The sequence below is a fragment of the Bradyrhizobium oropedii genome (genome assembly GCF_020889685.1).
Classification (GTDB): domain Bacteria; phylum Pseudomonadota; class Alphaproteobacteria; order Rhizobiales; family Xanthobacteraceae; genus Bradyrhizobium; species Bradyrhizobium oropedii.
Genome location: NZ_JACMYO010000072.1, coordinates 1 through 14,517, shown reverse-complemented (window position 1 = coordinate 14,517; position 14,517 = coordinate 1). Strand labels below are relative to the sequence as shown.

Genomic DNA, 14,517 nt, shown 5'->3' with positions numbered 1-14,517 from the left:
TCCGTGGCGGTGCTTGCACCGCAAGATTGCGAGCATCATCCATTCGCGGTACCTCCGAAGGTCAGCAAGCACCAGTTTGGTCGGCAGCATCTTGGGAAGTGACGCGCAGGGTTCACCCGGTTTGGCACCTTCCTATTCGTCCGTCGATAATAGAATGAAGAACAAGTAGGATCGGCGCCGTCCACTCCGACACCGAGGTGAACCATGAGGTTGCCACATCTCGCGGTGCTGTTGGGCTGTCTGGCATTCTCCTGCGGCGGGACAGCCACCGCACAGATTCCGGGCGATCAGGCGTTTCGCCCGGCGGGCGAGGACGGATGCCCTCTCGCCAAGCGGTGACGCCTGAACTCACCGGTCGAACTGCGTTACGCGTACCGCCCGTGGCAGTGCTTGTACTTCTTGCCTGACCCGCAAGGGCAATCCTCGTTGCGGCCGACCTTGCCCCAGCTTGTGGGATCGTTCGGATTGCGGTCGGCGGCGGACATTGCCGGCGCCAGCGAGGCCTGGGCGTAGGTCGCTTCGGTGAGGCTGGCGCGTGCGAACTCGTCCTCGCCGGTGTTGGGATCGAGCTTGTGCGCTTCCATCATCGGCAGCGGCTGCGGCGGCTCGTCCGGCGGGACGATCTCGACCCGCATCAGCTGCGCGGTGACCGCCTCGCGCAGATGCGCGCTCATCTCCTGGAACAGGTTGAAGGCCTCGGTCTTGTACTCCTGCAACGGATCGCGCTGGCCGTAGCCGCGCAGGCCGATCACCTGGCGCAGATGGTCGAGCATGATCAGGTGCTCGCGCCAGAGATGGTCGAGCGTCTGCAACAGGATGGTCTTCTCGACGTAACGCATCACGTCGGGACCCCATTGCGCGACCTTCGCCGCCATGCGCTCGTCGACATGGGTCTCGATGCGGTTGAGCAGCTCCTCGTCGGCGATGCCCTCTTCCTTGGCCCATTCGTCGACCGGCAGATCGACATCGAGCACGCGCTTCAGCTCTTCCTTCAGCCCCGCGGTGTCCCACTGCTCGGCATAGGCGTGCTCGGGGATGTGCTTGGTGACCACGTCCTCGACGAAGGCATGGCGCATGTCGGTCACGGTCTCGACGACGCTGTCGTCCTTCATCAGGTCGACGCGCTGGTCGAAGATCACCTTGCGCTGGTCGTTCTGGACGTTGTCGAACTTGAGCAGGTTCTTGCGGATGTCGAAGTTGCGCGCCTCGACCTTCTGCTGCGCCTTCTCGAGTGCCTTGTTGATCCACGGATGGATGATGGCCTCGCCTTCCTGCAGGCCGAGCCGCTGCAACATGCTGTCGAGCCGGTCGGAGCCGAAGATGCGCATCAGGTCGTCTTCCAGCGACAGGAAGAACTTCGAGCGACCGGGGTCGCCCTGACGGCCGGAACGGCCGCGCAGCTGGTTGTCGATGCGGCGGGATTCGTGGCGCTCGGAGCCGATGATGTAGAGGCCGCCCGGCTTCTTCACGGTCTTGGCGGGCTTGTTGCCCTTGGCAGGCTCGACCTCGAAGTCCTCCTCCGCCTTCAGCACGATCTCGCGGAAGCGCTCGATGTCGGCCTTGATCTGCTCGATCTTCTTGGCCTTCTCGGCCTCGTCGGTGATGTCAGCGGTCTCCTGCTGAATTCGCATCTCGAGCGAGCCGCCGAGCTTGATGTCGGTGCCGCGGCCGGCCATGTTGGTCGCGATCGTGATCGCGCCCGGCACGCCGGCTTCGGCGACGATATAGGCTTCCTGCTCGTGGAAGCGCGCGTTCAGCACCGCGAACAGTTTTGCCGGCTTGCCGCGCGGGCGGCCGCATAAAGCTTGTCCATGCCGGACTCGGAGCCGAAATCGATCTGCTTGTAGCCGTGCTTCTTGAGGTACTCGGCCAGCACTTCCGACTTCTCGATCGACGCCGTGCCGACCAGCACCGGCTGCAGCCGCTTGTTGGCGCGCTCGATCTCGGCAAGGATCGCGGCGTACTTCTCGTTCTGGGTACGGTAGACCTCGTCGTCCTCGTCGAGACGCGCCACCGGCAGGTTGGTCGGGATCTCGACGACTTCAAGCTTGTAGATGTCGAACAGTTCGTCGGCTTCGGTCAGCGCCGTGCCGGTCATGCCGGACAGCTTCTGGTACATTCGGAAATAGTTCTGGAAGGTGATCGAGGCCAGCGTCTGGTTCTCGGGCTGGACCGTGACGTGCTCCTTGGCTTCCAGCGCCTGGTGCAGGCCCTCCGAATAGCGCCGACCCTGCATCATGCGGCCGGTGAACTCGTCGATGATGACGACCTCGTCATCGCGAACGATGTAGTCCTTGTCGCGCGTGAACAGCGTGTGGGCGCGCAGCGCCTGGTTGACGTGATGCACGACCGAGACGTTCTCGACGTCGTACAGCGAGTCGCCCTTGAGCTGGCCGGCATCGCGCAGCAGGTTCTCGAGCTTCTCCATGCCGCCTTCGGTCAGCGTCACGGTGCGCTGCTTCTCGTCGACCTCGTAGTCATCCTTCTTGACGAGCATCGGCATGAAGGTGTCGATGGTGTTGTAGAAATCCGAACGGTCGTCGAGCGGGCCGGAGATGATCAGCGGCGTGCGCGCCTCGTCGATCAGGATGGAGTCGACTTCGTCGACGATCGCGTAGAAGTGCTCGCGCTGGACCATGTCCTCCAGGCGATACTTCATGTTGTCGCGCAGATAGTCGAAGCCGTATTCGTTGTTGGTGCCGTAGGTGATGTCGCAGGCATAGGCCGCCTTGCGCTCGGCGTCGTCGAGGCCGTGCACGATCACGCCGGTGGTCAACCCGAGGAACGCATAGATCTGGCCCATCCAGCCGGAGTCGCGGCGGGCGAGGTAGTCGTTGACGGTGACGACATGAACGCCCTTGCCGGCGAGCGCGTTGAGGTAGACCGCAAGGGTCGCGACCAGCGTCTTGCCTTCACCGGTCTTCATCTCGGCGATGTCGCCCTCGTGCAGCACCATGCCGCCGATCAGCTGAACGTCGAAATGGCGCTGGCCGAGCGTCCGCTTGGCCGCCTCGCGCACCGTGGCGAAGGCCGGAACCAGAAGGTCGTCCAGCGTCTTGCCGCTCGCGAGCTGCTGCTTGAATTCGGCGGTGCGGGCCTTGAGTTCGTCGTCGGACAGTTTGACGAGCTCGGGCTCCAGCGCGTTGATGGCGCTGACGCGGGACTGGTACCCTTTGACCCGACGGTCGTTGGCGGAGCCGAAAAACTTGCGGGCGAGCGCGCCGATCATGCGAAATTCCTGTTCTTCGGTCTCGAGTTCGGTCTTGGTTCAGTGTTGGATTTCAAGTCTTGGAATACAGCCTGAGATGGTCCGCCGGATCGCCTATCAACTCACCGTGACGCGCTGCGGTTCGAGCCCCGACCCGGGGCTCCTCCGCCAATTGAGTGGGAAACAGGCCATCCTGGGTTCAACGGCGAAAAACGCAGCAAAATAAGCGCTCTCACCGCTGACATGGTCGGCCAGAGATATGGCCCGGTCGGGGGGTTGTCAACGCCGCCAAGATGTCAAGGAATTCATCATTTTGACAAGACTTTCGCGTTGCCAATGTAACACGATTGGGCGAGTGTCCGCCCCGCTCGAGCTTCCCCCCTTTGAGACAAGGATTTTGCATGACCACCTCGCCCCCGGAAACCAAAACCGGCCTGCGCCTCGGCCTCGCCACCCTGGCCGCCACGGGCTGTCTTGTCGCAGTGCTGGCTGCCGGCCTTCCGGTCCGCGCCGCGGAATCCGACCCGGTGCTGGCGAAGGTCAACGGTTCCGAGATCCACGCCAGCGACGTGGCGCTCGCCGAGGAGGAACTCGGCCCGAGCCTGGCGCAGATGGACCCGGCGGCCAAGAAGGACAATGTGCTGTCCTTCCTGATCGACATGAAGATCGTGTCCAAGGCCGCCGAGGACAAGAAGATCGAGAACAATGACGACTTCAAGAAGCGGCTCGCCTTCACCCGCAACCGCCTGTTGATGGACAGCCTGCTCGCCAGCGAGGGCAAGGCCGCGACCACCGACGACGCCATGAAGAAGGTCTATGAAGAGGCCTCCAAGCAGATCACCGGCGAGCAGGAAGTGCGCGCCCGCCACATCCTGGTCGAGACCGAGGACGAGGCCAAGGCGATCAAGGCCGAGCTCGACAAGGGCGCGGACTTCGCCGAGCTCGCCAAGAAGAAGTCCAAGGATCCCGGCGCCTCTGACGGCGGCGACCTCGGCTTCTTCACCAAGGAGCAGATGGTGCCCGAATTCTCCGCGGTCGCCTTCGCGCTCGAGCCGGGCAAGATTTCCGATCCGGTCAAGTCGCAGTTCGGCTGGCACATCATCAAGGTCGAGGAAAAGCGCAACCGCAAGGCGCCCGACTTCGAGCAGGTGAAGGCCCAGATCGAGACCTATGTGACCCGCAAGGCGCAGGCCGACTACGTCGCCAAGCTGCGCGAGGCCGCCAAGGTCGAGCGCATGGACAAGCCGGCCGCCGATGCGGCCAAGGACGCGCCGAAGGCCACCACCCCGCCGGCCGATACGGCCAAGGATGCGCCGAAGCCCGCCGACAACAAGATGGCGCCGGCGAAGAAGTAAGCTTCGCGACACCAACAGCTTCAATGCGCGATGGCCGGGCTCGTCCCGGCCATTTGCTTTTTGGGGCACCGCCACGGCCACACTCGTAACTGTCGTCCCTGCGTGAACAATTGATGACGGTGGTTATGGGTCCCGGCTTTCGCCGGGACGACGCCGTAGCGCGTTCGCGCCACAGCCCTCTCCCGCTTCAGTCGGCGAGATGTTATGCAGCGCTTCCCTCCCCGTAGCCGGAAGCCTCCCGATGTCCACCGCCGTCTCCCCCCTCGCCCCGCCTGACGTTCCCGAGATGCCCGTGATCGCGGGTGTGCGCCTTGCGACCGCTGCCGCCGGCATCCGCTACAAGGGGCGCACCGACGTGCTGCTCGCACTGATGGACAAGGGCACCACGGTGGCCGGCGTCTTCACCAAGTCGAAGTGCCCGTCGGCGCCGGTCGAATGGTGCCGTGCCAAGCTGAAGGGCGCGGGATCTTCTAAAAAAGGATCGGCCCGCGCGCTGGTGGTCAATTCCGGCAACGCCAACGCCTTCACCGGCAAGACCGGCAAGGCATCCACCGCGCTGACCGCGCAGATCGCATCGAAGGCGGTCGGTTGTTCGACCTCGGACGTATTCCTCGCCTCCACCGGCGTGATCGGCGAACCGCTCGATGCCACCAAGTTCGACGGCGTGCTGGCGCAGCTCGCGGAGACCGCGACCCCGGACCTCTGGATGGACGCGGCCAAAGCCATCATGACCACCGACACCTTCCCGAAGGTCGCCACCGCGACCGTCAAGCTCGGCAAGGCCAAGGTGACGATCAACGGCATGGCCAAGGGCGCCGGCATGATCATGCCCGACATGGCGACCATGCTGTCCTTCATCTTCACCGACGCGCCGCTGTCGGCCGGCGTGCTGCAATCGCTGCTCAAGGCCGGCGTCGAGGACACCTTCAATGCGCTGACCATCGACGGCGACACCTCGACCTCGGACACGCTGCTCGCCTTCGCGACCGGCGCCGCGGCAGCCAATGGCGCGCCGAAGATTTCGCGCGCCAGCGACCCGCGTCTGAAGGCCTTCACCAAGGCGTTCCAGCAGATCCTTGCCAATCTGTCCGAACAGGTGGCCCGCGACGGCGAAGGCGCGCGCAAGCTGGTCGAGGTCGTGGTCGAGGGCGCGACGACAAAACCGTCGGCGCGCAAGATCGCGATGTCGATCGCCAATTCGCCGCTGGTGAAGACCGCAATCGCCGGCGAGGACGCCAATTGGGGCCGCGTGGTGATGGCGGTCGGCAAGGCCGGCGAACCCGCCAACCGCGACAAGCTCTCGATCTCCTTCAACGGCATCCGCGTCGCCAAGAGCGGCGCGCGCGATCCGTCATACGATGAGAAAGAGGTGTCGGAGGCGATGAAGGCGCCGAAGGTCCAGATCAAGGTCGCGCTCGGCCTCGGCAAGGCCAAAGACCGCGTGCTGACCTGCGACCTCACCAAGGAGTACGTTGCGATCAACGGCGATTACCGGTCGTAAGCGCTACAGGTCGCCCGCTATCTCCGTCATTGCGAGGAGCGAAGCGACGATGCAATCCATCCGTCCGAGCATGCGGTCAGATGGATTGGTTCACGGAGCCTGTGATCCGGCGGCGCTTCGCGCCGACCGGGTGGCTCGCAACGACGGTGCTAACCCGTCATCCTGAGGAGCGCGTAGCGCGTCTCGAAGGATGCACGGCCCCTATGTCGCCGAATGGAGAGGGTCGGGCCGTCGACCCTTCGAGACGGCCGCTTCGCGGCCTCCTCAGGGTGACGGTGAGAGCGCCTCTAGCTGCTGATCCGCGCGTCGGCGACGGCCTTCTTGAACAGCGCGTTCATCGCGTCCGCAATGCCCTGCGTCGGGCTGACCTCGAAATAGAAGCCCGGCGACGCACAAGCCTGCATGTTCTGCGCGATCTGGCTGTTCGGCGACGGACCGAACGGACCCTGATTGAACGGATCGATCCAGGTCATGTACCAGTTGTTGGTCGGCAGCCGCAGATAGGTGGTGTAGAGCACCGCGATCTTGATGTTGCGCTTCTTGATCGCATCACACAGCGCCGGATTGATCGGCGACTGGCAGCGATTGCTGCCGGTGATCGGCTTCAGGCAGCTTGAATTCGGCTCGTCGGCCACGCCGTCGGAAACGAAGAACAGATACTTCATCGGCGCCGACGACGTACCGGCGCCCGGGTTTCCGATCTGGCTGTTGATCTGCGGAAAAATCGTCGTGAACTGGCTGTCCTTGTCCGCGGTATAGGCATCGTTGTTGCCGTAGACGCCCATCAGATCGATGTTGCCGGCCGCCGACTTTGCACTCGACAGGCTCGACGACAGGGTGAACAGGCTTCGCAGGCCATAGGTCGCCGAGGACGCGCCGAAGTCGTAGATCGCCATCCGGAATTGGCTCGAATAGGTCTGGGTCGACGCCGCGGTATCCATCAATTGCTGGGTCGCGCTGCGCAGCACGTCGATCCGCGTCGTCACGCCAAGCGATTTCGCCAGATTGTAGTAGTTGTTGGGGTCGTTGTAGTCGTGGCAGGCGAAGGCGCATTGGTCGTTCGGCTTGAAGCTGTTGCCGGTGGTGGCCTTGACCAGGGCGGCGACGTCCGTCGGCGTGGCGCCGACGCCCATCGACGGTGAATTGTCGAGCAGCAGATAGAAATCGATATAGAGCGGCATGTTCGCGGTCGCGGTCGACGTACCCGTCACGGTCATCTTGCTCTGCCCGATGACGCCGAGGAACATGGTCGGGACATCCGCGGTGAACTGGACCGTCGAGGTGATCGTGCCGCCGCTCTTGGTCATGGTCGGTGTCACGCTGGTCAGCGTGAAGCCGTTCTGGTTGAAGACGTTGCCGCTGAAGATCTTCCGCGCGTCGGCTTCGCCCGCCGAGATCTCACCGTCCGAGGTCATGGCGCCGGCGGCAATGAAGCCGGGCGATTGCTTGGCGACCGCCCCCACGCTCGCCGCGTCGGCGGCGGAGATCAGCTTGCTGCGGATCTGGTTGGCGCGGGAATAGTCGACCGCGCATCCGACCGCGACGACGAGCGGCAGCAAAACAAGGCCGAAGGTCATCGCGATATTGCCGGAGCGATCGCGACGGAAACGGCTGATGGTCCGGATCAAGGTGCTCATGGGTTATATCGGCAGAGAATTTGATGGGTAGATAAACCGCTTCACCCTGCCGGTTGCGAATTAAGGCCGGCTTATCGCGGATGCAGAAACAGCCACCGGCACAAATCGTTTGGCCGGGCGGCGCATTGCTGGTTAATGAAAGCTTGCAGATCGGAAGGAAATCCCTGCTCCATGGCTGACATCAAGCTGACCCTCGTCGTCGCCTGCGCGCTGGTCGACGCCGACAAGCGCGTGCTGCTGGCGCAGCGTCCCGAAGGCAAGGCGCTGGCGGGATTGTGGGAATTCCCCGGCGGCAAGATCGAGCCCGGCGAGCGGCCGGAACAGACCCTGATCCGCGAGCTGCACGAGGAGATCGGCATCACCGTGAGCGAGCCGTGCCTCGCCCCGCTGACCTTCGCCAGCCATGCCTACGAGACCTTCCATCTCTTGATGCCGCTCTACATCTGCCGCCGCTGGGAGGGCCTGGCGGCGGCGCGCGAGGGCCAGAACCTCGCCTGGGTCCGCGCCAACAAGCTCCGCGACTATCCGATGCCGCCGGCCGACATCCCGCTGCTGCCGCATCTGGTGGATCTGCTGCTGTGACCGTCACCTCTCTTGCGGGGGAGGCGCCTTGCCAAAATATCGAAAACAACCCCATGCAAAGTAGCCCGGCGTTCAGCACGACGACTTGACACGTCGGGCAACTCACCGGCACAATTCCATTATTCCGAAATCGTGCGAGCAGCCGTCGCCCACCTTGTGAGAGAGGTTGGATCGCTGTGACCTCGCTGGCGCACGATGAGCGGGGCCGACCGTAAGGGACGCACGATGGACGGGCTCCCTCCCCCCTTGCGGGGTATGGGGAATCGCATGTGGCCCGGAGATGCGGCCTGAAACTGAATCGGATCGCGAACGAAGCGGAATCGAATGCGGAACGATTCTGGTGTTTTCGTTCGGTAACTCCGAATTTCTTGTCACGTGCGATTGCCCTTCCTTGCGGGGGAGGGAGCCTGAGCAGCGTGCTCACCTCACGCTTCAGCGCTTCACCTGCTTCACCGCCGCTTCAAGGCTCGCCTTCGCCGAGCCTGGCTTCAGCGGCTTCGGCTGGCTTTCATGCGGCGCCCAGCCGGACAGCCAGACGATGTCGAAGGTGGCGCGGATGCGGCCGTCGGCGTCGGCGAAGCGCTCGCCGTAGATCTGCGCCATGCGCAGCATGGTGGCGCGGCGGGTCGGGGTGTGGCGGCGCTCGCGCAGCACGTTGGTCGCGCCCATGCGCCTGAGGTCGGCCATCAGCGCGAACGCGCTGGCATAGCGCACCACGACGCGGTCGACGTCGGTGACCGGCAGCGCGAATCCTGCCCGCTGCAACAGCGCGCCGATGTCGCGCAGATCGGCGAACGGCGCGACGCGCGGCGACACCCCGCCCTCGCACTCGGCCTCCGCGGCAGCAAAACTCTGCCGCAGCTCGGTCAGCGTATCGCCGCCGAGCATCGCAGCAAGCAGCAGCCCGTCCGGCTTCAGCGCCCGGCGGATCTGCGCCAGCACGCCCGGCAAATCGTTGACGAACTGGAAGGCGAGTGCCGAGACCGCGAGATCGAGCGTCTCCGGCGACAGGCCGAGCGATTCTGCCTCAGCGAATCCGATCGCACCGACTGATGCCACACGCCCGCGCAGGACCTCCGCAAGCCCGTCACCCGGCGTCCAGACATCGGCTGCTGAAGAAAAGCTGCGCGACACCGCCTGCAAGCGGTCCGCCATATCCTCCGTGGCTCGCTCGAGCAGGAACGTCGCCGCCCCCGCGACCTGCGCACGCGCCAGCCGCGCGCCGAGCAATGCGCGATCGAACAAAATCGGGGCCGTGGCCGGGGTCGTTGTCATGCCGCTGGTTACGCCGGACCGCCGCCGCAGGCAATGCGTTGCTTGAGACGAATCCGGCGAGCCGCTAGCCTGACGCGGGCTGCACGCAGCCATCGTCCACTCACCAGGATTATTCCCATGCTTGCGGTACACTTACGGGATATCAACGCCGGCGTGGTCAAGGCTTGGGGGCTTGCCTTCGCCGACCTGCCCGAGGTGCGCGCATCTCGTGGCGACATTTTCGAACACAAGGCAGATGCCATCGTCAGCCCGGCGAACAGCTTTGGCTTTATGGATGGCGGAATCGACCTTCTGTACTCGAAGTTCTTCGGCTGGACGCTTCAGACCGACCTGCAGGCCGCGATTGCAGAGTACCACCACGGCGAATTGCCGGTTGGGCAAGCCGCTATCGTCGCGACCGGTCACGACTGCATTCCATTCCTGGTCAGTGCACCAACCATGCGGGTACCATCGGACATCAGCGCGACCGTCAATGTGTACCTTGCGTTCCGAGCTGCGCTGATTGCCGTCCTGGCCCACAATGCCCGTACAAAGGCGCCAATTCGGACTCTGCTTGTTCCCGGATTGGGCACCGGAATTGGTGCCGTTGCGCCTCAGGCAGCTGCCCGCCAGATGCGGCTTGCCTATGACGCGATCATGGGCGGCCGGGGCATCGAGAAGCGCGGCGCGCGGGCAATCTTGCGCGAACACCACGAGATGCTGTCGTGAAAGGGGCGACGCCTTGCGCCTTGAGCCCGCGTTGCCCAAACGCTAGCCTCGCCCGCCATGGACGCCGAGGCATCACCGACACGCTCCATTACCGGTCACGTTCAGCGCGCGCTCGGCGCGGTCGGCGGCGCGTGGCTGCGCACCGCGCGGCTGGCGCTCGACATCGCGCTGCCGACGCTGTGCGTGTCGTGCCGCGAGCCGGTTCATGGCGAGGGCGTCTGCGCGGACTGCTGGGCCAAATTGTCGTTCATCGCGCCGCCGTTCTGCCCGCGGCTCGGCATTCCCTTCGTCTACGATCCAGGTCCCGAGCTGCTGTCGATGGAGGCGATCGCTAACCCACCGGCCTATCAACGCGCCCGCGCCGCGGTGCGCTATGACGACGTCGCACGCACACTGGTGCACGCATTAAAATTCCAGGATCGCACCGATCTGGCGCCGACAATGGGTCGCTGGATGGCGCGGGCGGGAAAGGAATTGCTCGACGGCGCCGACATGCTGGTTCCGGTTCCTCTGCACTGGCGGCGCGGCTGGAGCCGGCGCTACAACCAGTCTGGCGCGCTCGCCAAGGTGATCGCGCGCCAGAGCGGCGTCAAAATGGTGTCGGAGGCGCTACGGCGCGTCCGCGCCACCGAGCAGCAGATCGGACTGTCGCGCAAGGACCGCGCCAGCAATGTGCAGGGCGCATTCGGGGTCGCCGATGAACGCAAGGCTGACATCCAGGGCCGCCGGGTGATCCTGGTCGACGACGTCCTGACCTCGGGTGCGACAGTGGATGCCTGCGCCCGAGCGCTGTTACGGGCGAAGGCGGCGCAGGTCGACGTGCTGGTGTTTGCCCGGGTTGTCGAGCAGCACCGCGCTCCCATATAATCTGAGTATTCTGGTTCAACCGAGCACACCATGACCGCTGCCATTGAAATCTACACCCGCCCGGGCTGCGGTTATTGCACCGCGGCCAAATCGCTTTTGACGCGCAAGAACGCGGCGTTCACCGAATTGAGCGTTGCCAGCAACCCGGCCTATCGCGACGAAATGTACAATCGCGTCGGCGCCGGGACGACCTTCCCGCAGATCTTCATCGGCAAGACCCATGTCGGCGGCTGCGACGAGCTCTACGCGCTCGACCGCGAGGGCAAGCTCGACGGCCTGCTTAGCAACGGAGGCGGCGCCTGATGAGCACAGACAACATTTTCACCGCCGCCATGGTGCAGATGCGCACCGGGCTGCTGCCGGAGCCGAGCCTCGAGCAGGGCACGCGGCTGGTCCGCGAAGCGGCAGCGCAGGGCGCCAAATATGTGCTGACCCCCGAGGTCAGCAACATGATGCAGCTGAACCGCAAGGCGCTGTTCGAGCACTTAGCGAGCGAAGAGGACGACAAGTCGCTGCAGGCGTATCGCGCGCTCGCCGCCGAGCTGAAGATCCATCTGCATATCGGCTCGCTGGCGCTGCGCTACTCGCCGGAGAAGGCGGTCAACCGTTCGTTCCTGATCGGGCCCGAGGGCAATGTGCTCGCGAGCTACGACAAGATCCATATGTTCGACATCGACCTGCCGGGCGGCGAGAGCTATCGCGAATCGGCCAATTACCAGCCCGGCGAGACCGCCGTGATCTCCGACCTGCCCTGGGGCCGGATCGGACTGACGATCTGCTACGACGTGCGCTTCCCGGCGCTTTATCGCGCGCTCGCCGAAGCCGGCGCATCCTTCCTCACGGTGCCGTCCGCCTTCACCCGCAAGACCGGCGAAGCGCATTGGCACACGCTGCTCCGCGCCCGCGCCATCGAGACCGGCTGCTTCGTATTCGCGGCGGCGCAGGCGGGCCTGCATGAGAACAAGCGCGAGACCTTCGGCCATTCGCTGATCATCGACCCCTGGGGCGAGATCCTGGCCGAGGGCGGCGTCGAGCCGGGCGTGTTCCTGGCCGAGATCGATCCCGCCAAGGTCGAGACCGCGCGCAAGACTATTCCCTCGCTGCAACATGGCAGGCGCTTCGGCATTGCCGACCCCAAGGCCGGCCCGGAGCATCTGCACCTCGTCCGGGGTTCGGCATGATCCGCTACACGCTGCGCTGCGAGCGCGGCCATCAGTTCGAGAGCTGGTTCCAGAGCTCCTCAGCCTATGAATCGCAGGAGCGGCGTCACCTGATCAATTGCCCGGCCTGCGGCTCGACCGAGATCGAGCGCGCCATCATGGCGCCCCAGGTCGTCAGCAAGAAGGGTCGCGAACCGGCTCGGCCGGCGCCGCCGCTCCCGTCGAGGCACCGGCCAGTGAATCGACGTCGCTGATGATGGCGCACGAGCGCGAGCTGCGCAGCAAGCTGAAGGAGCTGCGCGACCATATCGTGAAGAACGCCGACAATGTCGGCGAGCGCTTCCCCAACGAAGCGCGCAAGATGCATTACGGCGACATCGAGCACCGGCCGATCTACGGCGAGGCCTCGCCGGAAGAGGCGCGCGCCCTGATCGACGAGGGCGTCGAGGTCTCGCCGCTGCCGACGCTGCCGGAAGACCGGAACTAGGGCGAACCGCTTCGATCCTCGTCATTGCGAGGAGCGAAGCGACGAAGCAATCCAGCTTCGGACTTGTTGCACCATGGATTGCTTCGCTTCGCTCGCAATGACGGGTGGGGCCAACCCGGCCGAGCGTCCCGAATGAGCCCCGAAACATTGTCTTCCTGGCAGGTCTGGGCGTTTCTCTCGGCCGTATTCGCCGCACTGACCGCGATCTTCGCCAAGGTCGGCGTCGAGGGCATCAACTCCGATCTCGCCACCCTGATCCGCACCGTGGTCGTGCTGATCACGCTGTCGGCGATCCTGTTCGCCACCGGGCAATTCAGCCAATCCGGGCCGATCTCGACCAAAAGCTGGCTGTTCCTGCTGCTGTCCGGGCTCGGCACCGGCGCCTCGTGGATCTGCTATTTCCGCGCGCTCAAGCTCGGTCCCGCCACACTGGTCGCGCCGATCGACAAGCTCAGCGTCGTGCTGGTGGCGCTGTTCGGCGTTACCTTCCTCGGCGAACGTCCCTCGGCCTATGGCTGGATCGGGATCGCGCTGATCTCGGCCGGCGCAGTGCTGATTGCCGTCAAGGGTAAAGCGTTTTCGAGTCTACGCGGCGATCAGCAGCGCGACGCCGATCACGATCAGGACGATGCCGAGCACTTCACGCAGCGAGAACGGCTGCTTGAGCGAGAAATACGCCACGCCCTGCGCGAACAGAACCTCGATCAGCGCCAGCGTGCGCACATTGGCGGCGGCGGTGAGCGCGAACGCCAGGAACCAGAACTGCGAGGAGAACGCGCCCATGAAGCCTGCGAACATCGAGGGCCGCCACAGGCCGAGGATTTTCCGCAGCACGTCGGGCGCGCGCAGCAACAGATAGACCGACAGGATCAGCGTCTGCACGAACAGGCTCCACATCAGCGTGCAGGAGGCCGCCGTGACAAACGAGACGCCGGGCACCGCGATGATCGCGCCGCGAAAGCTCACCGCCGAGATCGCGAACACGGCGGCGGCGCCGAGGCCGAGCACGGTCGGGCGCAGATCGGCAAAGCGCCGCGAGCCGCCCGGCCGCAGCGCAGTGACGACAACGCCGACGGTCGCGATCACGATCGCGATCACCTTAGGCGTCGTGAGATGGTCGCCGAGGAAGATGAAGCCGAAGATCGCGGTCTGGATCGCCTCGGTCTTCATGTAGGCCGTGGTCACCACGAAGGAGCGGTCGTTCATCGCCAGCAGCATGAAGCCGGTGCCGACGATCTGGCTGAGCGCGCCGGACAACAGCCACGGCCAGAACGAGGCCGCCGGCCACGGCACGCGATCGCCGGTCAGCAGCACCGCCAGCACGAAGAACACCACCGAGAACGGCAGGCCGAACAGGAAGCGGATATTGGTCGCGCCCCAGGTCCCGAGCGGTCCGGTCAGCTGCCGCTGCATCGCATTGCGCGCAACCTGCCCGAACGCAGCGACGATCGTGAAGGGAATCCAGAGCGAGACGATCGTGAACATGCGGGGATGAGGAGAACGTGGCGGGGCGGGGTTACACACGCAGCCTGCCGATTGCGGCTGATGCGGTCAACCAAAACGGTGCATGACAGGCCTGCACGGCGGCCACAAGCTCACTGTCGTCCCTGCGAAAGCAGGGACCCATAACCACAGGGAGCGGTTTGGGGCACTCCTGTCAGACAAGCAGGTCGCCGCGAAACCCTGGCAGTGCCTGCGACGACGCGCGCTGTCGTCAACAATTCGGGCCGGTGGCTA

At 64.7% G+C, this 14,517-nt stretch carries 10 protein-coding genes and 3 pseudogenes; 9 read left to right on the top strand and 4 right to left on the bottom strand.

What is annotated here, in order from left to right:
- Positions 1-365 precede the first annotated feature (365 nt).
- Positions 366-3,229: pseudogene (gene secA, locus H8A95_RS20835) on the bottom strand (preprotein translocase subunit SecA).
- Between the two features lie 380 nt (positions 3,230-3,609).
- On the opposite strand from secA, the gene H8A95_RS20830 reads away from it, so the two are divergent.
- Together H8A95_RS20830 and argJ are read left to right on the top strand one after the other, a co-directional pair.
- Complete coding sequence (locus H8A95_RS20830) at positions 3,610-4,563, top strand: peptidylprolyl isomerase (RefSeq protein ID WP_229184788.1); 954 nt, start codon at positions 3,610-3,612, stop codon at positions 4,561-4,563.
- 241 nt (positions 4,564-4,804) lie between these two features.
- Positions 4,805-6,064, top strand: coding sequence for a bifunctional glutamate N-acetyltransferase/amino-acid acetyltransferase ArgJ (argJ, locus tag H8A95_RS20825; RefSeq protein WP_229184787.1), 1,260 nt, complete (start codon positions 4,805-4,807; stop codon positions 6,062-6,064).
- Between the two features lie 287 nt (positions 6,065-6,351).
- On the opposite strand, the gene H8A95_RS20820 is transcribed toward argJ, so the two are convergent.
- Positions 6,352-7,701 (bottom strand): pilus assembly protein TadG-related protein, encoded by a 1,350-nt coding sequence (locus H8A95_RS20820; protein ID WP_229184786.1) that lies wholly within the window; start codon positions 7,699-7,701, stop codon positions 6,352-6,354.
- A gap of 171 nt (positions 7,702-7,872) precedes the next feature.
- Between H8A95_RS20820 and H8A95_RS20815 the strand changes: the two genes are divergently transcribed.
- A complete protein-coding gene (locus tag H8A95_RS20815; protein ID WP_229184785.1) occupies positions 7,873-8,283 on the top strand; it encodes a (deoxy)nucleoside triphosphate pyrophosphohydrolase in 411 nt (136 codons plus the stop codon).
- A gap of 432 nt (positions 8,284-8,715) precedes the next feature.
- Here the strand turns inward: H8A95_RS20815 and H8A95_RS20810 are convergent, their stop codons facing one another.
- On the bottom strand, positions 8,716-9,558 hold the full coding sequence (locus H8A95_RS20810; RefSeq protein ID WP_229184784.1) for a methyltransferase domain-containing protein: 843 nt from the start codon (positions 9,556-9,558) through the stop codon (positions 8,716-8,718).
- Positions 9,559-9,675: 117 nt separating this feature from the next.
- On the opposite strand from H8A95_RS20810, the gene H8A95_RS20805 reads away from it, so the two are divergent.
- From H8A95_RS20805 to H8A95_RS20780, 6 genes and pseudogenes are all read left to right on the top strand, one after another.
- The gene (locus H8A95_RS20805; RefSeq protein ID WP_229184783.1) at positions 9,676-10,266 is read left to right on the top strand and encodes a macro domain-containing protein; all 591 of its coding nucleotides are present in this window, start codon (positions 9,676-9,678) and stop codon (positions 10,264-10,266) included.
- A 57-nt stretch (positions 10,267-10,323) separates the two neighbouring features.
- Positions 10,324-11,133 (top strand): ComF family protein, encoded by an 810-nt coding sequence (locus H8A95_RS20800; protein ID WP_229184782.1) that lies wholly within the window; start codon positions 10,324-10,326, stop codon positions 11,131-11,133.
- Positions 11,134-11,163: 30 nt separating this feature from the next.
- On the top strand, positions 11,164-11,436 hold the full coding sequence (gene grxC / locus H8A95_RS20795; RefSeq protein WP_229184781.1) for a glutaredoxin 3: 273 nt from the start codon (positions 11,164-11,166) through the stop codon (positions 11,434-11,436).
- Positions 11,436-12,314 carry a carbon-nitrogen hydrolase family protein gene (locus H8A95_RS20790; protein WP_229184780.1) on the top strand — a complete coding sequence of 293 codons (879 nt, stop codon included), beginning with the start codon at positions 11,436-11,438 and terminating at the stop codon, positions 12,312-12,314. The genes grxC and H8A95_RS20790 overlap by 1 nt, the downstream gene beginning before the upstream one ends.
- Positions 12,311-12,780 (top strand): annotated as a pseudogene (locus H8A95_RS20785) (DUF1178 family protein). Before H8A95_RS20790 ends, H8A95_RS20785 begins: the two are co-directional and overlap by 4 nt.
- A 132-nt stretch (positions 12,781-12,912) precedes the next feature.
- Positions 12,913-13,347 (top strand): annotated as a pseudogene (locus tag H8A95_RS20780) (EamA family transporter); the annotation flags it as partial.
- An 18-nt stretch (positions 13,348-13,365) separates the two neighbouring features.
- Here H8A95_RS20780 and H8A95_RS20775 read toward each other — a convergent pair.
- Complete coding sequence (locus H8A95_RS20775; protein ID WP_229184779.1) at positions 13,366-14,265, bottom strand: DMT family transporter; 900 nt, start codon at positions 14,263-14,265, stop codon at positions 13,366-13,368.
- Positions 14,266-14,517: the final 252 nt, after the last annotated feature.

Excerpts from the sequence above, each read along its gene's own strand:
- H8A95_RS20830 (WP_229184788.1), top strand. The coding sequence starts at position 3,610 with ATGACCACCTCGCCCCCGGAAACCAAAACCGGCCTGCGCCTCGGCCTC.
- argJ (WP_229184787.1), top strand. The coding sequence starts at position 4,805 with ATGTCCACCGCCGTCTCCCCCCTCGCCCCGCCTGACGTTCCCGAGATG.
- H8A95_RS20820 (WP_229184786.1), bottom strand. The coding sequence starts at position 7,701 with ATGAGCACCTTGATCCGGACCATCAGCCGTTTCCGTCGCGATCGCTCC.
- H8A95_RS20815 (WP_229184785.1), top strand. The coding sequence starts at position 7,873 with ATGGCTGACATCAAGCTGACCCTCGTCGTCGCCTGCGCGCTGGTCGAC.
- H8A95_RS20810 (WP_229184784.1), bottom strand. The coding sequence starts at position 9,558 with ATGACAACGACCCCGGCCACGGCCCCGATTTTGTTCGATCGCGCATTG.
- H8A95_RS20805 (WP_229184783.1), top strand. The coding sequence starts at position 9,676 with ATGCTTGCGGTACACTTACGGGATATCAACGCCGGCGTGGTCAAGGCT.
- H8A95_RS20800 (WP_229184782.1), top strand. The coding sequence starts at position 10,324 with ATGGACGCCGAGGCATCACCGACACGCTCCATTACCGGTCACGTTCAG.
- grxC (WP_229184781.1), top strand. The coding sequence starts at position 11,164 with ATGACCGCTGCCATTGAAATCTACACCCGCCCGGGCTGCGGTTATTGC.
- H8A95_RS20790 (WP_229184780.1), top strand. The coding sequence starts at position 11,436 with ATGAGCACAGACAACATTTTCACCGCCGCCATGGTGCAGATGCGCACC.
- H8A95_RS20775 (WP_229184779.1), bottom strand. The coding sequence starts at position 14,265 with ATGTTCACGATCGTCTCGCTCTGGATTCCCTTCACGATCGTCGCTGCG.